The 15,653-nt window shown below is 72.1% G+C and carries 17 protein-coding genes; 10 read left to right on the top strand and 7 right to left on the bottom strand.

Annotation, left to right across the window (positions count from 1 at the left end; genetic code table 11):
- Positions 1–66 precede the first annotated feature (66 nt).
- Positions 67–1,062: a phosphotransferase family protein gene (locus tag EXE44_RS15230; protein ID WP_137717854.1), complete on the top strand. Its 996-nt coding sequence runs from the start codon at positions 67–69 to the stop codon at positions 1,060–1,062.
- Positions 1,063–1,123: 61 nt separating this feature from the next.
- Here the strand turns inward: EXE44_RS15230 and EXE44_RS15235 are convergent, their stop codons facing one another.
- Positions 1,124–1,714, bottom strand: coding sequence for a hypothetical protein (locus tag EXE44_RS15235; protein ID WP_137717855.1), 591 nt, complete (start codon positions 1,712–1,714; stop codon positions 1,124–1,126).
- 185 nt (positions 1,715–1,899) lie between these two features.
- Between EXE44_RS15235 and EXE44_RS15240 the strand changes: the two genes are divergently transcribed.
- Complete coding sequence (locus EXE44_RS15240; protein WP_004599158.1) at positions 1,900–2,094, top strand: cold-shock protein; 195 nt, start codon at positions 1,900–1,902, stop codon at positions 2,092–2,094.
- Positions 2,095–2,277: 183 nt separating this feature from the next.
- Here EXE44_RS15240 and EXE44_RS15245 read toward each other — a convergent pair whose 3' ends face one another.
- On the bottom strand, positions 2,278–2,592 hold the full coding sequence (locus EXE44_RS15245) for a 2Fe-2S iron-sulfur cluster-binding protein (protein WP_053770221.1): 315 nt from the start codon (positions 2,590–2,592) through the stop codon (positions 2,278–2,280).
- A gap of 160 nt (positions 2,593–2,752) precedes the next feature.
- Here EXE44_RS15245 and EXE44_RS15250 point away from each other — a divergent pair, with 160 nt between their 5' ends.
- From EXE44_RS15250 to EXE44_RS15265, 4 genes are all read left to right on the top strand, one after another.
- Positions 2,753–3,820, top strand: a complete 1,068-nt coding sequence (locus tag EXE44_RS15250) for a hypothetical protein (RefSeq protein ID WP_137717856.1) — start codon at positions 2,753–2,755, stop codon at positions 3,818–3,820.
- 90 nt (positions 3,821–3,910) lie between these two features.
- Positions 3,911–4,294: a DUF5611 family protein gene (locus EXE44_RS15255; RefSeq protein ID WP_053770223.1), complete on the top strand. Its 384-nt coding sequence runs from the start codon at positions 3,911–3,913 to the stop codon at positions 4,292–4,294.
- Between the two features lie 181 nt (positions 4,295–4,475).
- Entirely contained in the window at positions 4,476–4,934 is a 459-nt protein-coding gene (locus tag EXE44_RS15260; protein WP_121563427.1) for a universal stress protein, read from the top strand.
- Between the two features lie 87 nt (positions 4,935–5,021).
- Entirely contained in the window at positions 5,022–5,999 is a 978-nt protein-coding gene (locus EXE44_RS15265) for an ROK family protein (RefSeq protein ID WP_137717857.1), read from the top strand.
- A 27-nt stretch (positions 6,000–6,026) separates the two neighbouring features.
- Here the strand turns inward: EXE44_RS15265 and EXE44_RS15270 are convergent, their stop codons facing one another.
- Positions 6,027–7,037, bottom strand: a complete 1,011-nt coding sequence (locus EXE44_RS15270; RefSeq protein WP_137717858.1) for a PrsW family intramembrane metalloprotease — start codon at positions 7,035–7,037, stop codon at positions 6,027–6,029.
- A gap of 164 nt (positions 7,038–7,201) precedes the next feature.
- On the opposite strand from EXE44_RS15270, the gene EXE44_RS15275 reads away from it, so the two are divergent.
- The 3 genes from EXE44_RS15275 (at position 7,202) to EXE44_RS15285 (ending at position 13,136) form a co-directional block, all read left to right on the top strand.
- A complete protein-coding gene (locus tag EXE44_RS15275; protein ID WP_137717859.1) occupies positions 7,202–7,594 on the top strand; it encodes a hypothetical protein in 393 nt (130 codons plus the stop codon).
- A 2-nt stretch (positions 7,595–7,596) separates the two neighbouring features.
- Complete coding sequence (locus tag EXE44_RS15280; RefSeq protein WP_137717860.1) at positions 7,597–9,099, top strand: DUF402 domain-containing protein; 1,503 nt, start codon at positions 7,597–7,599, stop codon at positions 9,097–9,099.
- 182 nt (positions 9,100–9,281) lie between these two features.
- On the top strand, positions 9,282–13,136 hold the full coding sequence (locus tag EXE44_RS15285; protein WP_137717873.1) for a glycoside hydrolase family 97 catalytic domain-containing protein: 3,855 nt from the start codon (positions 9,282–9,284) through the stop codon (positions 13,134–13,136).
- A 36-nt stretch (positions 13,137–13,172) separates the two neighbouring features.
- Here EXE44_RS15285 and EXE44_RS15290 read toward each other — a convergent pair whose 3' ends face one another.
- The 3 genes from EXE44_RS15290 to EXE44_RS15300 form a co-directional block, all read right to left on the bottom strand.
- Positions 13,173–13,508 carry a NifU family protein gene (locus EXE44_RS15290; protein ID WP_137717861.1) on the bottom strand — a complete coding sequence of 112 codons (336 nt, stop codon included), beginning with the start codon at positions 13,506–13,508 and terminating at the stop codon, positions 13,173–13,175.
- 136 nt (positions 13,509–13,644) lie between these two features.
- Entirely contained in the window at positions 13,645–13,983 is a 339-nt protein-coding gene (locus tag EXE44_RS15295; protein WP_137717862.1) for a hypothetical protein, read from the bottom strand.
- Between the two features lie 84 nt (positions 13,984–14,067).
- Positions 14,068–14,682, bottom strand: a complete 615-nt coding sequence (locus EXE44_RS15300) for a 2Fe-2S iron-sulfur cluster-binding protein (protein ID WP_137717863.1) — start codon at positions 14,680–14,682, stop codon at positions 14,068–14,070.
- Between the two features lie 146 nt (positions 14,683–14,828).
- Between EXE44_RS15300 and EXE44_RS15305 the strand changes: the two genes are divergently transcribed.
- Positions 14,829–15,311, top strand: a complete 483-nt coding sequence (locus EXE44_RS15305) for an RNA-binding protein (RefSeq protein WP_053770232.1) — start codon at positions 14,829–14,831, stop codon at positions 15,309–15,311.
- 28 nt (positions 15,312–15,339) lie between these two features.
- Here EXE44_RS15305 and EXE44_RS15310 read toward each other — a convergent pair whose 3' ends face one another.
- Positions 15,340–15,558 carry a YgaP-like transmembrane domain gene (locus tag EXE44_RS15310; protein ID WP_137717864.1) on the bottom strand — a complete coding sequence of 73 codons (219 nt, stop codon included), beginning with the start codon at positions 15,556–15,558 and terminating at the stop codon, positions 15,340–15,342.
- Positions 15,559–15,653: the final 95 nt, after the last annotated feature.

Genomic DNA, 15,653 nt, shown 5'->3' on the forward strand with positions numbered 1-15,653 from the left:
GGCCGCGCTGCTGACGGCGGACGACGGGTCGGGAGACGAGGCGGCGACCCGGACGGAGGGAGACGGGTGAGCGACACCGTCCGGGAGCGGGCCCTCGCGGCGACGCGACCGGGAGCGACGCCCGTGAGCGTCGAGCCGCTGGAGCGAGGGAACCGCAAGCGGACGGAGGTGGTGCGGTTCGCGACCGAGCCGCCGGTCGTCGTCCAGTGCTCGGCGGCGCCGGGGGCAACCAGGACCGAGGCGGCGCTGCTGGCGGCGATCGACGCGCGGACCGACGTGCCCGTCCCCCGGCCGCTCGGCGACGGCGTCGTCGACGGCACCGGGTGGCTGGTCACGCCGCTGATCGAGGGGCGCGACCTCCACGAGGCGTTCGTCGACCTCGATCCGGCCGACCGGCGCGGGGTCGCGCGCGCCTTCGGTCGGTTCCTCGCGACGCTCCACGAGGCGTTCCGGTTCCGCGGATGCGGGGCGCTGACGGCCGACGAGTCCCCGGCCGACGAAGCGACAGGAACGGAGTCGACCCCCGGGCGCGACCCGTCGTTGTCCGTCGGCGACCCCGCCGACGCCGCGGAGTGGGTGCGGCGGTTCGGCGAGCGGCACGCGGCGCGGCTGCCGGCGGACTTCGACGACCTCCGGGAGCGGATCCGCGACGCGCTCCGGGGGCCGATCGGGGCCGACGGCGCCCCGCGCCTCTTCCCGTGGGACTTCCGCCCCGGGAACGCCCTCGTCGCGGACGGCGCGGTGACGGCCGTCCTCGACTGGGAGGCGCCGCTCGCGGCCCCGCGGGGCGTGTCGGTCGCCAAGGCGGAACACCTCGTCGTCGACTGGTACGTGCCCGCGGGCGAGACCGGACCGCTCCGCCGGGCCTTCCGCGAGGGGTACGAGTCGGTCGCCCCGCTGCCGGCGGTCGAGCGCGCGCACCGCGCGGCCGCCGTCGCGAGCGCGGTCGTCGACGGCGGGGGCGCGGTGACGAACCCGCGGTACCCGCCGGTCGACCGCGACGCGGCCGTCGAGTTCCACCGCGCGGCGCTCCGTCGGGCGCTCGACGGGACCGACGGCTGAGCGGGGGGAGAGGCGCGGCCGTCGGGGCAGGGAGACGGGAGCGGGCTGGGAGGGCGGGGAGTCAGTACAGCGCCGTCGCCGCGAGGATCCCCGCGGTCTGCCCGAGGCCGACGAGCGCGATGCCCGCGACGACGCCCGCCGGAGTGCCCGCGAGCGCGGCGACGGCGGCGCCCGCGACCGAACAGGCGGCGGCGACGCCGTGGACCGCCGACCGCCGGCCGTCCGGGTCGCGCAGGGCCGTGTAGCCGAACGCGGGCGCCGGTAGCAGCATCCAGCCGTAGAAGGCGACGGCGAGGAGCGCGTCGGCCGGGACCGCGGCCGCGAGCGCCGGCGCGGCGCCGTCGCGCGCGAGGAACCCGGCGACGCCCGCGACCGTGACCGGCGTGCCGGCGAGGATCACGAGCTTCCACGCGCGGAGGACCCCCGCCGCCATGTCGCGCCACGAGGCGGCGACGAAGGCGACGAGCAGGACGCTCATGACGACGTGCGCGACGAACAGCGCGTGCGCGGAGACGAGGCCGACGACCGCCCCCGCGGCGACCCCCCACGCCGCCGGGACCAGCAGGGCGGGGCCGTTCTCGCGGAGGAGGAGGCCGGGGCCGTCCGCTCGGTGCGCGTGAGACACACGCGCCGCTTTCGCGGCCGGACGCATAAACGTCCGCGTCGGAGGGGCCGTCGGAGAACTCGACGGATCGACCGGCGTCGGAGCGAGAATCCGTCGTGCGGTCAAGATACGTCCCGGAAAGTGGGACTTTTCGAAAACGAACGTTCATCGAGCGTCGTGGTAACTGTACACTCGCAATTCTTATCCCGTGGCAGGGCCTCTCTATATTCGCAATGGCGACCGGAAAGGTTGATTTCTTCAACGACACTGGCGGCTACGGATTTATTGAGACTGACGACGCGGACGACGACGTGTTCTTCCACATGGAAGACGTCGGCGGCCCGGACCTCGAAGAGGGCCAGGAGCTCGAGTTCGACATCGAGTCCTCCGAGAAGGGCCCCCGCGCGACCAACGTCGTTCGGCAGTAAGCCGATCCGAAGGGTGGGTCGGTCCGGCTGACGCCGAACGCGACTCTGACACACGGTACCAAACGTTTTCGTCCGCGTCGCGGGCTCACGTCCGCCGCGGCCGTATTTTAGCTTCGACCAGCGCGCCGCTCGTCGCGCGGTGTCGAGCCTCGAATAGAGTCCGTGAGAGCGGCGCGTCCGCGCTCAGATGTGCTGTCCGAAGAGCCCGCGGCCCTTCGTCACGGTCACGTCGCCCTCGACTTTCGTCTGACAGGCGAGGCGGACGTCGTGGTTCGGGTGGTGCGGCGGGAGCCAGAGGCGGGCGCGCTCCTTCTTGCTCGGCTCGCTGACCTCCCCCTCGACTTGGACCGCGCAGGAGCCGCACGACCCGGCGCCGCGGCAGTTGAGCTGTTCCATCTTGCCGTTGTAGACGGAGAGACCGGCCTCTTTGAGTACGTCGCGGAGGTTGGCGCCCTCCTCGCATTCGATTTCCTCGCCCTTGTAGGATACAGTAGGCATGTCGACGGAGGGTACGCGAGCGATCCACAAAGAGTCTGTGTCCGCGGGCCGCGACGCCGGACTCAGGGACCGGGGCCGCGTAGTCCCGCGATACCGGTCGTGTGCCGAGCGTCGGACGCCGACGGGGCGTTTTTTACCCTCGGCACCGCAGGGTGGCACAATGGGACTCAGGTGTCTGCTCGGACACGACTTCGGCGAACCCGAACTCCGGCGCGAGCGCGAGGAGGAGGGCGACGAGGTCGTCACGACCGTCAAGGAGGTGAAGACCTGCGCTCGCTGCGGCGAGACGCAGATCGTCAGCGAAAACACCGAGGTGACGACGATGGAGCAACTGGCGGACGAGGCCGCCGCGAACGCGGACGCCGGGAGCGACGCGGGCGCGACCGCGACGGCGGCGAGCGGCCCCGCGCCGGACGCCGACGACGGGGCGGCGCCGGGGACCGTCGACGGGGACGACGCCGCGGCCGGCGCCGAGGGGCTGACGCTCGACGAGGAGCCCGGCGCCGGGAGCGACGACGCGGTGATCATCGACGACGGCGCGGCGGGCGACGAGGGGGCCGAGGCCCCGCCGCGGGGCGAGGACGGCCCGGCCGACCCGAGCGCCGCGGGCGCGTCGGGCGCCGCGGCGGAGTCGGATCCGGCGGACGAGGACGCGGAGCTGTTGGACGCCGGCGGGGAGTCGGCGGCCGCGTCCTCGCCCGCGGCCGACGCCGAACCGGACGGCCGGCCGACCGACGAGGCGGACGCCGAGAGCGACGACGGCGTGATCCTCGACGAGGAGGCGGCGGACGCCGACGACAGGGAGCGGGGCGCGTGGCCGTCCGTCGACGAGGCGGACGCCGAGGCGGGCGGGTCGACCGCCTGGCCCGACCACGGCGGCGAGGACGAGGGGTTCAGCGCGGAGGTCGGCGAGGGCGGCGACGCCGAGGTGGAGTTCGGCGGCGGGCTCACCCCGGAGGCCGCGGACCAGCCCGAAGACGGGGAGCAGACGGAGTACGTCGAGGCCCCGGACGACGGCGAGGCCGTCTCGTTCGACGCCGGCGACGCGGGAGAGACGGGCATCACGCGCGGCGAGAGCCCGGACCTGGAGACGATGGGGGACGACGAGCCGACGGAGTACTACTGTCCCGAGTGCGGGATGGTCCGGGCCGCCGACGGGAGTTCGATGCGCGCGGGCGACATCTGCCCGGAGTGTAAGCGCGGGTACGTCGACGAGCGGCCGCGGTAGCCGAGCGTTAAAAGGCGCCGCGTTGCCGGTCGAACCGGCCGAGCGGCCGTGACGAAACTGGTTTACGCCGGCCTGTCGAACGGTCGCGGCATGAAGGAGTACAAGATGCGACGCGGCGAGCATCTGGACGACCGCATGCCGGACCTGAAGGGCTCGATCGAGGAGTACTTCGGCGAGGTCACGGGCACCGAGGAGTGGGAGGGCCACGAGCTGTACGTCGTCTCGGACCCCGACAACCCCGTCTTCGACCGGATCGTCGCGGGCGCCGCCGAGTACGGGAGCAAGAAGGACAAGCTGGCGGTCCACTTCGAGGAGCGGCCCGCCGAGGACGTCATCGCCGAGGGCAACGCCGACGCCGCCGCCGACGCCGTCGACGCGAAAAACGAGTTCCTCCTGGAGGCGACCGGCCGCGACGCGAAGTCCCGCCGCGACTCGCTGAAGCGCGAAGTCGAGGACGACGCCCCCGACTACTGACCGGACCCCGCCGCCGTTTCTCGTCGACGCCCCGCTCCGAGAGCCGACGGCTTCGCGTTCGATCGGCCGGTAGTCCCGACGGCGCGCGCGGGGAGAGTGTCAGGATCGATCGATTGAATGTTTATTCAGATTTGAGTTAAAACTCCGCCAATCTTAACTCGGTCGGGGACGAAAGGCCTGTATGAGCATCGAGACGGTCGTGCTGGCGGTCGGAAGCGCAGACGAGAAACGGACCGAGCGGCTCGCGAACGAGCTCATCGCGCTCGCGGGGCCGGCGGACGCCGAGGTCGTGTTGACCCACGTGTTCGACGAGGAGGAGTTCGACGAGACGCGCGCGAGGCTCGGCTTCGACGCGGACGCGGAGAACGCGACGCCCGACGCGGTCGCGGGGCGACACAGGACCACCCGGGAGCTCTCGAACCTCCTCTCGGCGGCCGGCGTGCGACACTCGATCCGCGGCGCGGTCGGCGACCTCGCGACCGAGGTCGTCGAGACCGCAGAGGGGGTCGAGGCCGACCGCGTCGTCGTCGGCGGGCGCCGACGCTCGCCGACCGGGAAGGCCGTCTTCGGCAGCGCGGCCCAGGAGGTCATGCTCTCGGCGCCGTGTCCGGTGACGTTCGTCCGCGAGACCGCCTCGTAACGCGGCGTCGCAGGGTCGGTCGTCGGTACCCCCGGTCGACCGCCCGAAGCGTCCCTCTTAAGTGAGACGGGGTCGCGCTTACACCCGATGTACTACGTGGGCGTCGATCTCGGGGCGACGAACGTCCGAGCGGTCGTCGGCGACGAGACCGCGGCCGTCCTCGGCGCCGCGTCGCGAGGCACCCCGCGAGGGCCGAACGGCATCGCCGTCACCGAGGCCGTCTTGGAGGTGGTCCGGGGGGCCTGTGCCGAGGCGGGAATCGCGCCGAACGAGGCGGTCGCGGCCGGGATCGGCTCGATCGGCCCGCTCGACCTGGCGGAGGGGGTCGTCCAGGGCCCCGCGAACCTCCCGGACACCGTCGAGCGCATCCCGCTCGTCGGCCCCGTGGGCCGGCTGCTCGACACCGACGAGGTGTACCTCCACAACGACACCATCGCGGGCGTCATCGGCGAGCGGTTCCACTCCGAGCGCAACCCCGACGACATGGTGTATCTCACCATCTCCTCGGGGATCGGCGCCGGGGTGGCCGTCGACGGCAACGTGCTCTCCGGGTGGGACGGCAACGCCGGCGAGGTCGGCCACATGACCGTCGACCCGCACGGGTTCATGACCTGCGGCTGCGGGCTCGACGGCCACTGGGAGGGGTACTGCTCGGGGAACAACATCCCGAACTACGCCCGGGAGCTGTACGAGGAGGACCCGATCGAGACGAGCCTCCCGATCGAGGACCCGGACTTCTCCGCGGTCGACGTGTTCGAGGCCGCGGGCGAGGACACCTTCGCCGACCACGTGATCGACCAGGTCGCCCACTGGAACGCCATGGGGATCGCCAACGTCATCCACGCGTACGCCCCGCTCGTCGTGAGCGTCGGCGGCGCGGTCGCGCTCAACAACCCCGACCGCGTCCTCGACCCCATCCGCGAGAAGCTCCCGGAGATGGTGTTCATCAACGTCCCGGAGGTCCGGCTCACCGACCTCGGCGACGACGTCGTGGTGAAGGGGGCGCTCGCGAGCGCGCTGACGGACGGCACCGGCGACCGCTCGCGCGTCGAGACGCCGCCCTGACGGCGGCGAGCGGTTCGGACCGGGGGGCTACTGCTCGAACTCGTCGAGCTCCGGCGCCACGTCCTCGCCCACCGCGTCGCGCGTGTCGAGGTACGCGTCGCGGTACCGCCAGATCTTCCGGAGGAGGACGTACCCGAACGTGCCCTGGAAGACGAGGACGAAGCCGAACAGCGCGACGACCTGCGGGAGGCCGAGCAGCCCCGAGGCGACGCCGGTGACCGGGCCGACGAGCGTGTTGTACAGCGCGTGGATCGCCGCCGCGAGGACGAGCCCCTTGACGATGATCGGGCCGCGGTTCTCGGGGTTGAACTTCGCGAGCCCGAGGTAGTAGCCCGCGAACGCCGAGTAGACGACGTGACCCGGGCCCGCGAGCGCCCGGAGCGCGGCGATGCCGTCGCCCGCGCCGAGCGTCGCGATGCCCACCGATAGCTCCGCCATGTCGACGTTCTGGGCGATGTAGACGAAGTTCTCGATGACGACGAAGCCGAGGCCCGCGAGGGCGCCGTAGACGGCCCCGTCGATGACGGCGTCGAAGCGCTCGTCGGTGTAAGCGTACAGCCGCACCGCGAGCAGCTTCACCGTCTCCTCTATCGGGCCGACGACGACGAAGAAGAACACGACGAGCCCGGGGAAGCCGAACGGCCGGAAGTACGGCTGGAGCACGCTGTTCAGTATCGCCGCGAAGGTGGCGGTGAGGATGGAAAGCAGGAACGTCGCGACGAGCAGCGACAGCGGCTCGGCGGTCGTCACGTCGGACCGGTACACGTACGCGGCCAGGCCGAGGGCCGGGACGGCGGAGAGCCCGAGGAGGATGGCGATGGCCGGATCGAAGATGAGCCCGAGCCCGAACGAGCCGAGGATCGCCAGCAGTCCGACGAAGGCGACGAAGACGACCCCGGCCTTCGCCGACCGCGTCAGCAGCCAGTACAGGGCGACCGACAGCCCGTCGAGGGAGGTCCGCTCCTCCCACGTCGCGACGTCGTAGAGGTCGCGGTCGTCGTCGGCCCGGGACGCGATCGGGTCCTGCTCGGATGGCATGCGAGCGGATTACCCCCGCGGTGACTTAATCGTCGGTGTCGGCGGAAGACTCGCGGAGAGCCGAACGCGGCGCCGGCCCGGACCGCGCGGCGGCGGTCCCTCGGAGCGGTCGACGGAGCGGACGCGGCCGACAGGATTGAAACGGCGGCGCCCGAAGGCGGAGTATGCACTTCGATCCTCGGGTCCAGCGCGCCCTCCGCGAGGCCGGGCTGGACGCGGACGCCGTCGCGGACGCCTCGGACCGCGTCGCCGAACTCGTCGCGCGCGACGCCGACCGCCTCCGGTCGTTCTTCGGCGCGGAGGGCCCCTACTACTCGGACATTGAGATGGCCCACAGCGCGGACGCGATCCAGGAGCACCCGACCGCCGAGGTCGACCTGTTCACCCACGGGAGCGACCTCCGCGGTTACCTCTCGCTCGACGGCTGGGGCGTCCCGGTCGAGGGCGGGCGGATCCTCCGGGAGGACGACGGCGGCGAGCCGGTCGTCGTCGAGCTCTCGCTCGGCGACACGGTGAACGACCGGGTGCGGTTCGCGCGCGAGCGCGGGGAGCTGTGACGATGGCGCGGGCCCGCGTCCGCGGCATCTACGCGACGGCGCTCACCGCGCGCCTGCTCGACGCCGGCCACGAGGTGGTCGACCCCTCGCCGCCGATCCGCCGGCGGTTCGACGCCGCGTTCGGGACCGACCCGCCGGACGTTCGGATCGGGACGAGCGGCGACCGGCAGGGCGTCGGCGCGCACGGCGACCCGGACGCGCTCGACGCGGTCCGCGACCTCTTGGTCGACGCCGGCCGCGACGCGCTCGCGTGGGCGGACCCGACGCCGCCCGGCGCGGTCCTCGACGGCGAGGTGACGGAGACGCTCGGCGGCGGCGCCGTCGTCGACCTCCGGGTCGGCGGCGAGGGGGGAGAGAGCGGCGACGCCGGGGGGGCAGTGGGCGCGCCCGCCACCGCCGCCGAGGGGTACCTCCCGTACGGCGCGGTCGACGCCCGGGTGGAGACGGGGGACGCGGTCCGGGTCCAGGTGCGCGAGTCCGCGGCGCCGTGGACCGACCGCCGCCCGGAGCTCGCCGGGGAGCTGCGGGTCGGCGGCGACCTCGTCGCGCTCGAACCCGGTTCCGGGACGCGGGTCGACGTCCGGGACGACGAGGCAGCCCGCGAGCTGTCGGGGATGCTCGACCTGCTCGACCTCGACCCGCCGGACGGGTGGCGCGCGGTGTGGCGACCCCCCGCGGTCGACGCCGACACCGAGGCGCTGAGCGCGGGCCTCGACGCGGCGGTCGACGACGCCGAGGAACTGCGCGACGCGGTCGCGCCGGCGGACGGGGACGAGTCGGGGCTCGGCGTGCTCGAAGGTCAGAATCGGCTCCACGACGCGCCGGTCGCCGCGCCGAACGCCGGCGTCTGGGTCTGGTTCGGCCGCGAGAGCCGGTTCGGGCTGGACGACGCTCGCCGGGGCGCGACCGCGACGATGCCGGGCCACCACCGCGTGAAGGCGGGCTCGGCGGACGCCTCGGCCGGGGTCGACCTCGCGGAGGCGCTCTGTGACCCCGACCCCGACGCCGAGTTCCCGTTCGCGGTCGTGAGCGACGCGTTCGGGCCCCGGGAGGGCGACGCGCTCCGGATCGACCACGGCAAGCCCGACGGGCGGCTGATCACCCTCGGCGAGGCGACCGTCACGGGGGTCGACCCCGACGGGACCGTCACCGTCGAGCGGGAGATGAGCGGCGGCGGCACCTACGACGGGCTCGGGGTCGACCGCGTGGCCGGCGACGTCGCCGAGACGAGCCTGAAGGAGGGGCGCTGGTGGTACCCGACGACGTACCGCGGCCGCGACGGGAGCGTCCGCGGGACGTACGTCAACGTCTGTACGCCCGTCGAGGTGTTCCCCGACGCGGCCCGCTACGTCGACCTCCACGTGGACGTGGTGAAGCGGCCGGACGGGACGGTCGAGCGCGTCGACGACGACGAGCTCGACGAGTCGGTCGCCGCCGGGTGCACGCCGGAGCCGCTGGCCGAGAAGGCGCGGCGCGTCGCGTCGGCGCTGGAGAACGCGCTGTAGCGACCGATCCGCGGACGGCGCGGCGATCGACGGAGGCGTCTACTCGGTCGTTTCGAAATCCAATCACTTCGATTCGTTACAATAGCATTATTATTCATCGTATACACGGTGCTGACGGAATGCGTGAGAAACGATCACAGCAAACGTTGAGCGGGACGACGCGCCGCGGCTTCCTCGGGAGCGTGGGGGCGCTGGTGGCGGCGGCCGCCTACTCGCGGGACGTGTCGGCCGACGACGCCGCGCCGGTGGCCAACGACGCCGACGACCCGGTTCAGACGATCGAATCGCCGGACGGGTCGATCGCGGTGACGGTCGACGTCTCGGACGGCGTCCCGACCTACGAGGTCGCGCGGAACGGGACGACCTACGTCGGCCCGTCGCGGCTCGGGTTCGACTTCCGGAACCAGTCGGCGTTCGGCGCCAGCGCCGAGGGGTCGGACGGCCCGGTCGCGGTCACCGGGACGCTCCGCGCGGTCTCGACCGAGGAGTGGGAGCCGGTGTGGGGCGCCTACGACGAGGTCTCGGCCGAGTACAACGCCCTCAGCGTCGGGCTCGCGGACGCGGCCGCCGACGGTTCCCCCGCCGAGGACGGCCGCACCGCCACCCTCCAGGTCCGCGTGTTCGACGACGGGATCGGGTTCCGGACGGTGCTGCGCGAGGAGTTCGCGAGCAACTCCGAGAAGGCGGTGATCGACGCGGAGAACACCGGGGTCGACTTCGCGGACGACTACGACGCCTGGTGGATCGCGAACGCGGTGACGAACCCCCGGTTCGAGCAGGAGTACGCCGAGACGCCGCTGTCTGAGATCCCGGGCGGGGTCGAGAACCGGCGACCGAACGGCACGCCGATGCGAGAGGGCGCGCACACCCCGCTCACGGTGGACGCGGGCGACGCCTACCTCAGCGTCCACGAGGCGAACCTCGACGACTACGCGGCCGCGACGCTCGCGCCCCGGAGCGACGACGGCGGGACGGCGTTCGCGACCGAGCTCACCCCGCTGCCCGACGGGTCGCGGGCCTCGCTCGACCTCCCGGCGGCGACGCCGTGGCGGACGATCCAGGTCGTCGACCGGCCGGGCGAGCTGATCGAGTCGCAGCTGGTGCCGCTGCTCTCCGACCCGCTCGACGAGGAGGCGCTGCCGACCGCCGGGGGCGCGCCCGACACCGACTGGATCGAGCCCCGCAAGTACGTCGGCATCTGGTGGACGATGATCGCGGGGCAGGCGAACTGGGAGTACAAGACCGACGACGAGGTCGCGAACGACGGCGGGAACCCGGCCGCGTACGTCCACGGCGCGCGGACGGAGCGGATGAAGCGCTACATGCGCTTCGCCAGCGAGAACGGCATCGACAGCGTGCTCGTCGAGGGGTGGAACCAGGGCTGGGACACCTACCCCGGCGACGGCACCGGGTTCGGCTTCGGCGTCGGCGACTCCTATCCCGACTTCGACGTGCCGGAGGTGACCGGCTACGGCGCGGACCTCCCCGACCCCGTGGAGATGACGATCCACAACGAGACGGCGGGGAACATTCCGCAGTACGAGGCCGCGATCCTCGACGAGGACGTGTTCGCGGGCTACGAGGCCGAGGGGATCAACTCGATCAAGAACGGGTACGTCTCCGACCGCGGGCTCGGAATCGACGGCGACGGCGCCGACCCGACCCACAACCAGCACAACCAGCTCGCGGTGAACCACCACCGGCTCGTGATCCGCGAGGCGGCCGCGAACCGCCAGCTGCTGGAGATCCACGAGGGGATCAAGCCGACCGGCGAGATCCGCACCTACCCGAACGTGGCGAACCGCGAGGTCGTCAAGGCCCAGGAGTACGACGGGTTCGGCCAGCTCGGCTCGAACGTCGGCCGCGACCACCACGTCACGCTGCCGTTCACGCGGAACCTCGCCGGCCCGGTGAGCTACCAGCCTGGCATCTTCGACATCACCTTCGGCGACGACCGCGGCGACCAGATCCAGACGACGCGGGCGAAGCAGCTCGCGATGTACCCGACGTACCTCAGCGGCCTCCAGATGGCCGCCGACCGGATCGAGGGCTACGTCGACGAGACGTTCGGGGTCGGCGAGGCGCTCCAGGCCGCGGCCGGCGACCTCGACGGGCTCGTCACCGACGACTCGTGGCGGGACGCGTTCGGCACCAACTTCGTCGCCGTCGACCCCAACCGCGCGCCCAGCGGGTCGTCGGTCTCGTTCGCGGTCGAGGACGTGCCGAGCGCCGGGACGTACGACCTCCACCTGCGGTACGCGAGCGACGCCGAGGAGAACGCGGGCCGCGTGATCGACGCCGGCACGCCGCGCGCGACGCTCCGCGTCAACGACGCGCGCGAGACCATCGAGCCCGACTTCACCGACTACTGGGACGACTGGCAGGTGTTCACGACCGAGGTGGACCTCGACGCGGGCGACAACGAGGTCGCGATCGAGCTCGACTACGAGAGCGGCGACGACGGCTTCAGCGGCGACGTGGGCGGGTTCAACCTCAACGCCGTCGCCGTCACCGAGTCCGGCGAGCCGTCGCCGGTCCCGGCCGAGTACGAGGGGTACGTCCCCGAGAACGAGAACTTCGACGCCGAGCCCGAGTTCGGCTTCATCGAGTCGGTCCCGGCCGCCGGCTGGGACGAGACGCGCGTCGTCGGCTCCGCGATCGGCGACTACCTCGCGATCGCCCGCCGGCACGGCGACGAGTGGTACGTCGGCGCCATGACCGACGGCGACGGCCGCGCGGTCGACGTCCCGCTCGACTTCCTCGCGCCGGGGAACTCCGGCGACGCCCCCGGCAACTCCGGCGACGCGCCGGGGCGCGGCAAGGGGAAGGGCAAGGGCCGAGGCGGCGGCAAGGGCAACGGAAACGGCCGCGGGAGAGGCCGGAACGGCCCGAAGTACGTCGCGGAGATCTACTCCGACGCGGTCGGCACGGGCGTCGACCGCGACCCGACCGGAGTCCGCATCGACGAGGCGGTCGTCACGCCCGACGCGACCCTGCTCGCGTCGCTCGCGCCGAGCGGCGGGACGGCGGTGAAACTGCGCCCGGCGCGGGGCCGCGAAGTCAAGCGGCTCCCCGAGTACGAGCGGCCGGAGCAGACCGTCTCAGTGTCCATCGCCGACGAGGCCGACCTCGGGGAGCCGTTCATCACGGCGACTGGGTCGAACGACGGTGAGTTCGTCGGCGGAACGAACCTAGAGGTCGTCGTCGACGGCGAGGTCGAGACGCTCGCGAACGTCCGGCTGCCGCCGAACGCGACGGACGAAACGGTGACGCTCGGCTACCAGATCACCAAGATCGACACCTACGACGTCGTCGTCCGGGACCCCGAGACGGGCGAGGAACTCGCCTCGCAGACGGTGACGGTTGCGCCCGGCGACCTCGTCACCGAATTCACCGACCCAGCGGGTGACGACGACGGGCCCGGCGGGTACACCTACCCGACGAACGGCGCGTTCCAGGAGGGCGCGTTCGACCTGCGCTCGTTCCGCGTCCTAGAGACCGACGACCAGTACCGGTTCGTCTTCGAGGTCGAGAACCTCTACGACACGTTCGGGGGGCTCTTCTCGCCGCACTACTTCGTCGTCTACCTCCGCGATCCCGACGCCGACGGCGGGCGGACGACGCAGCTCAACGACCTCTCGATCACGGCCGAGTTCGCGTCGCCGTGGCAGTACCGGGTCGCCGCCAGCGGCTTCGGCGGGAGTGTCGTCGACGCCGACGGGAACGGCCTCGGGTCGCCCGAGCGGTTCGCCGACTTCGAATCGAACGTCGCCGTCGTCTCCGTGCGCAAGAGCGCGGTGAACGGGGCAGACATCGCCGACTGGGAGGTCCTTCCGGTCGTCGGCTCCGAGGACTTCGGCGCGTTCCGCGACGTCCAGGAGGAGGCCGGCGGGTTCGTCTTCGGCGGCGCCAAGCAGGGCGCGGCGGGCAACGCGCCCCGCGTGATCGACATGATCACGCCGGAGGGCGTCTCGCAGTCCGACGCGCTCGCCTACGACGCCGATACGCTCGCCTCGCTGCCGTTCACGCCGCTGTAGGGGAGAAGAGAGACGCGACGGGAGCGCCCGTCGCGTTCAGAAGTGGTTCGCGGACTCGGTCTCGTGTTTGAGTTCGCCGCCGCGGCCGCCCTCGACGGTGGAGGCACCGTTGTCGCCGGAGGAGGCGGTCCGGACGGTGACGTCGTCGACCTCCTCGAAGTCCATGATGAGGTCGCGGCGGATGTTGTCGGCGGTGATGTTCGAGATGCCGCACCCGGAGCAGGTGCCGCCGAGTTCGACGACGACCTCGCCGGTCTCGGGGTTCGCCTCGCGCACGACGCTCGTGCCGCCGTGCATCTGGATGATCGGCATCTGTCCGACCATCCACTGCTCTACCCGGTCCGCGAGGCTCTCGTCGCTCTCGTCGCTCATTACCCCTCGTACATCGCCGACGGTATGGAAAGTTGCGGTTTACGAGCGGCCGGACGCGCCGAAAGGAACTGTGTCATCGTCGATGAGACGGAACGACGCCGAGAGGGACCGCGACGGGGCGCGTCCGCGTCGCCCGCTATCGCTCCGGGTCGTCGCCCGAGTCCGCCGACTCCCCGGACTGGCTGGGGAGTTGCGTGGGGTCGGCGGCGGCGTCGCCGTTCATCGAGTCGTCGCGTTCGAGCAGGTAGAGGAGCGGGCCGAGCGCGGTCAACACGAGGACGCCGGGGAGCGGGGCGTCGGGCACGAGGACGAACGTGACGATGCTCGCGCCGCCGGTGAGGACGACGAGCGCGGCCCAGGCCGCCGGCGAGCCGAGGTCGACGCCGACGCGGGCGGCGTCGCGGTAGACGGCCGCGGCGATCAGCGCGACGGCGACGGCCCCGCCGCCGCCGACGAGCGCCGTGGTGACGGTCATGCGATCGGTTGGAGCGAGACGCGAAAAAGGGTGTCGCGAGCGGACGCGGTGAGAGAAGACGGAAGAGAGGGAGAGTGCGCGGCGCTACGGCGCCTCGCCGGTCTCGATGCTGAAGGAGTCTCGGGGGTAGGCGACGCAGGTGAGCGTGTAGCCGTCGTCGATCTCGGCCTCTTCGAGCATCTGCTGGTTGTCGTGCTCGACGAAGTCCTCGCTCGGCCCGTCGGCGATCCGGCCGGCACAGGAGACGCACTGGCCCTGCCGGCAGGCGTACGGGAGGTCCCAGCCCTCGTCTTCGCCCTGTTCGAGGATGGGCTCGTCGTTCGAGAGCTCGATCGTCTCCCCCTGCTTGACGAACTCGACCTCGAAGTACTCCACCTCGTCTTCGGGGATGTCGCCGGGGCCGGAGCTGACGGTGCCGCCCTCTTCGAGCTCGCCCTCCTCGCCCTCGGCGCCGCCGGCCGGGATGGCGCCGCCGCCGCCACCGCCGCCGACGGCGCGGTTACCCGGCTCCGGGAACTCCGTCTCGGGGACCGCGGACGCGCGGTGTTCGAGGACTTCTTCCGAGATGTCGGTCGTGGGTTCCCACCCCGTCCCCTTCACCGAGGTGACGAGGACCACGAGCAGCGTCGCGACCGCCGCGAGCACGATCGCTGGGGGATTCACGATCGCCACGAGCACGATCGCCAGTGGGTTGAGCATACGAAGGGATATGGAGAGGTGGTTTAAGGCCGTTTTGATCGGTCCAACGAGTCGAGACCGGCCTCAGGGGCGACAGCGCGGAGCGATCGCCGACCGCCACGGCGGGGAGCGGTCCATTTATCGGCCGAGCGGTCGACGGGACGCGCATGGAAGTGAAATCCCGGCACCACCTCCGAAGCGACGAGATCACGGCGATCCGCGAGGCGGTCGCCGACCACCTCGGGGTCGACATCGAGGGGGACACCTTCGAGTTCGTGGAGTTCGTCGACGCCGGCTACGAACTCGTCTTGGTGGACGGCGACCCCGCCGTCTTCTACGTCGACGACGACGAGCCGTTCCTCACCGTTCGGGGCGCGAACGACTTCGACCCGGAGACCGGCGTCGTCACCGTCGACGCCGGCGCGATCTCGTTCGTCTCCGACGGGGCCGACGTGATGCGCCCGGGCATCGTCGAGGCCGACGAGACGATCCGGGAGGGAGACCTGGTCGTGATCGCCGAGGAGACCCACGGGAAGGTGCTGGCCGTGGGCCGCGCGCTGGCCGACGGCGACGACATGGTCGGCGACAGCGGGAAGGTGGTCCGGTCGATCCACCACGTCGGCGACGACCTCTACGAGTTCTCGGTCTGACCTGACCGCCCCGCGGTCGGTCGGAGCGTCAGTCGACCGGACAGCGGTCGATCCCGAGCGCCCGGTACAGCAGACACCGGCGGGTGGCGCCCTCGACGACCAAGACGACGCCGATCACCCCGAGGCCGACCGCGGAGAAGACCGGGACGCTGATCGCCCCGACGGCGACGGCGACAGCGAGGACCGCGACGGCGACCCCCGCGACGACGCGGACGAGGGCGTCGATCCGACCGACGTTGCGCTTCATACGCGTTTCCCGGGCCTCGGCGGCGATAAATCCCCCGCGCCGGTCGGGCCGCCCGCCGGGCGGGGCACTCCCCGCCTTTTAATCGCCTCGCCCGC

The sequence above is a fragment of the Halorubrum sp. SS7 genome (assembly GCF_005435055.1).
GTDB lineage: Archaea > Halobacteriota > Halobacteria > Halobacteriales > Haloferacaceae > Halorubrum > Halorubrum salinarum.